At 34.7% G+C, this 3,817-nt stretch carries 4 protein-coding genes; 2 read left to right on the forward strand and 2 right to left on the reverse strand.

Annotated elements, in window-relative coordinates; all coding sequences use genetic code 11:
- Positions 1-86: 86 nt before the first annotated feature.
- Positions 87-227, forward strand: coding sequence for a sporulation histidine kinase inhibitor Sda (locus V7014_RS21800; RefSeq protein WP_335510276.1), 141 nt, complete (start codon positions 87-89; stop codon positions 225-227).
- A gap of 76 nt (positions 228-303) precedes the next feature.
- Here the strand turns inward: V7014_RS21800 and V7014_RS21805 are convergent, their stop codons facing one another.
- Positions 304-1,086, reverse strand: a complete 783-nt coding sequence (locus V7014_RS21805) for a phosphatidylserine decarboxylase (protein WP_335510277.1) — start codon at positions 1,084-1,086, stop codon at positions 304-306.
- A gap of 128 nt (positions 1,087-1,214) precedes the next feature.
- Here V7014_RS21805 and pssA point away from each other — a divergent pair, with 128 nt between their 5' ends.
- A complete protein-coding gene (gene pssA / locus V7014_RS21810; protein WP_335510279.1) occupies positions 1,215-1,754 on the forward strand; it encodes a CDP-diacylglycerol--serine O-phosphatidyltransferase in 540 nt (179 codons plus the stop codon).
- Positions 1,755-1,838: 84 nt separating this feature from the next.
- Here the strand turns inward: pssA and V7014_RS21815 are convergent, their stop codons facing one another.
- Positions 1,839-3,626 (reverse strand): M3 family oligoendopeptidase, encoded by a 1,788-nt coding sequence (locus tag V7014_RS21815; protein ID WP_335510281.1) that lies wholly within the window; start codon positions 3,624-3,626, stop codon positions 1,839-1,841.
- Between the last annotated feature and the right edge of the window lie 191 nt (positions 3,627-3,817).

Consider the following 3,817-nt stretch of genomic DNA (forward strand, 5'->3'; position numbering starts at 1 on the left):
CACTTTAACTATCTAATATATGATGGTTACCGATAAATATACCTACTACTTTTCAATGGAGGTGAATAGCCAACTGGCTGACTCAAATGAATAGACTGTCTGATGATTTATTAATTGAATCATATCTCAAAGCTAAAGAACTCAAACTTGGCACGGACTTTATTCGATTAATTGAAATTGAAATTCACCGACGTGCCTTGTCTCACAAAATTAAAGTATCATCATAACAAGTAAGATACATTTTTTATAGATCAAGCTTGACTTGTTCTCTTTAAGAGCAATCAGGCTTTTTATTTTAATATTTTACTGTTTTAAATACCCTAATACCTCTCCATACTTAACTTCAGAAGATGCTTGTAAATCTTGTTTCAATTCAAACGTATCCTTTTCAAATAGAAGAACAACAGTCGAGCCAAAACTAAAGTAAGCTACTTCTTCACCTTTTTGAAGCTTATCACTATCGTTCGTTATTTCAATACTATTTACAAACATTGCACCTACTTTAACAACTGAAAGATAGCCAAATGCATGCTTTATCTCAGTAATCACTCGAAAATTTTTTGATAACGTCGATTTACCATATTTCAAACCTAGTTTATTTACAGGATACGATAGCTTACCTAGTGACCAGCGCTTCACAACTTCTCCTTCAACCGGAGAGTGAATACGATGATAATGACTTGGGCTTAAATACAAGATCATATATTGACCACCAAGGTACTTCTCAAGTACAGCATCATCTCCAAGCATTTCTTGGATGGAGTACCCTTTACCTTTCACAACAATATTGCTATCACTTTGAATAACTCCATAATCTTCATATACAGCATCTACAGGGCTCACTACTGTATTTTTTTCTTGATTCACATTTCGTACTCCTGTTTTTAGTTTGCGTGTAAACAAGTCATGAAGTGTGTTGAAATCTCCTCTTTCCTTCTCAACGTCTTCCCAATTTAGCTTATACAACCGATCATAGGAAGGTATAATCCCCCTACTCAGTTTAGATTGACTAAACTTCATAAGCATCATTGATGACGCTTTATGATTTGTCAAAAAGATAAAAAACCTATACCATAATTTTTTCAATGAAAAATCCTCCATTAATTAAAATAAAGCCATTATCCCTTGCATAATGTGCAAAGAATAAAATATTATTATACAATAAGCGTGTATTAATTGTCTCATCCCATCCGGTTAAAAAAGGAGTGAGCAGAATGTTCTTGTCGGGTGTTTTAGACCAAACCATTAAAAAGTTAAAATCACAAACCGCTAACCTTATGACCTTAATGAATCTATGTCTTGGTGGTTTTGCCATTTTGGCAGGTATTAATGGTCATTTAAATTATAGCTTATTATTAATTTTTGTAGCAGCATTAGCCGATCGTTTCGATGGCATGATTGCCAGAAAATTCAATATAGAATCAGAACTTGGGAAACAACTTGATTCTATGAGTGATATTATATCATTTGGAGTAGCTCCTGCACTGCTTATTTATCAAGCAGTTCTTATCAATCTTGGAGCACCAGGTATGTTTTTCACAGTCCTATATATTGGTTGCGGCGCTTTTCGTCTTGCTAAGTTTAACATCACTGAAAGCAAAGGCTACTTTACTGGTTTACCCATTACAGCGGCTGGCTGTTTAGCGACATTAAGCTACTTAGGAATTCAAGCATTTCCACCAGTGTTTTATTTATTGTTAATGTGCTTATTAGCACTTTCAATGATTAGTCCTTTCAAACTTAAAAAAATCTAATTTTCATCAAAAAAATCGTCTCTATATTTTAGAGACGATTTTTTGATTATAAATTATATTATCTTCCAAAGTATCATATTTACTCTATTCTGTTAATTGCAAGAATAACTCGATATCTTTCACACATGATTGAACCGCACGTTCCCAATAATCAATCTTTGTCATATCTTCTTGGAAATGTTTCATTGCTAAATCTTCTACTGTCATGCAGCCAGTATCTTTAAGCAAGGCGATATACTGCTCTTCAAATCCTTCTCCTGCATGTAATGCTTTTTCGTAAATTCCCCGAGAAAACAAAAATCCAAATGTGTATGGAAAATTATAAAATGGTGTAGAAGAAATGTAAAAATGTAGCTTAGAAGCCCAAAACTGTGGATGATATTCGTCAAGTGCATCACAATACGCTTCTCTTTGTGCTTCTAACATTAGTTCATTTAATCGATCCGAAGAAACTGTTCCGTTTCGACGTTCTTCATAAAATCTTGTTTCAAATAAGAATCGTGCATGGATATTCATGAAAAACGCAATGATTCCTTGAATTTTATTTTCAAGCATTGCAATTTTTTCTTCTTTTTTTGTTGCTTCATTCACTGATGCATCAGATACAATCATCTCTGCAAATGTTGAAGCTGTTTCTGCCACATTCATCGCATAATTGCCATTCAGAGGATGAACATCACGCATTGCATAAGAATGAAAAGCATGCCCTAGCTCATGAGCCAGTGTCGAAATATTATCTGGAGTTCCTGAGTAGGTCATGAAGATTCTGGATTGCTTACTCTCAGGGAAGTCTGTACAAAATCCACCTGGTCGTTTATTGGAGCGATCTTCCGCCTCTATCCATCTATCTTCAAAAGCCTTTTCTGTAAAAGTCGTTAACTGCTTTCCAAATGAAGAAAAGTGCTTTAGAATGAACTTCGCACCTTCATCATAGGTCATATGTTGACCAGTAGTTGTCTGAAGTGGTGCATCTAAATCATACCAACTTAATTTCTCTATACCTAACAACTTTGCTTTTCGTTGAAGAAATGCAACAAGGTGATGCTTATTCTTCGTAATAGCTTCCCACATACTATTTAATGTTTCTTCTTTCATACGGCTAATCTCAAGCGGTTCTTTCAAAACGTTATTCCATCCACGCTTCTCATATACAGTTAACCGATATCCTGCTAAATGGTTTAATGCATGTGCAAACAATTCTTCTTTATCACTCCACGCCTTTTCCCATTCCTTAAATATTCGCTTCCTTACACTACGATCCGGATGTGAAAACTTATTAGCTGCCTGCCCTACCGACAACATTTCAGTCTTACCTTTCTCTTCAAACGGAATAGTAATAAATCCCACTAAGCTATCATATAGTTCACTCCAGCCATGATACCCATCAATACCAAGCTGCTCAATTAATGTTTCTTCTGTTACAGAAAGCTTTTCTTTCGCATTTCGTCTACGTTCACTAAGAATAAATTGCAATTCTTCAAACTCATCATTTTGAATTAATTGTTGAAAAAACAATTTGTTTATCTTCACAAACTTTTCATCTAATTTTGCTTGCAGGCTAGTATAAGTCGCAAACAGAGTCGTTATCTGGGAACGCCATCTTTTTGAACCATAATCTTTCATATCTTGCGCTTCCAAGCATCCAACAAAACTATCACTTTGATTTAACTTCATTTCAATGTTAGCAATTAACGGTAGAATATTATGTAAAGCAACTGCATCTTCTTCATTAGAAACTACTTGCCAATCAGTAATAAGTCGATCTAGTTGTGTCAATTCCTCTTTAATTGTGTTGATGTATGCTGCGAATTGTTCAGAATTGCTCCCTCCAGAAAAAAACACATCCAAATCCCACACAGGTGAATACGTCATTCGCTTCCCCTCCTCATTTTAGATATGTATATTCTACCATTAGCCCTGCATTAACTACTATAAAAAAGAAAAAAATTCCTATTAAGTGAAATCTACTCTTCACTAATTTAAAGCATCGAACAATCATTATGGAAAACAGAAAAGGGAAGCTGTCCGAAAAGTGATATCCAAACACTTTTCGAACGCCCTTT

Source organism: Bacillus sp. JJ722 (assembly GCF_036963345.1).
Taxonomy (GTDB): Bacteria; Bacillota; Bacilli; order Bacillales; family DSM-1321; genus Bacillus_AD.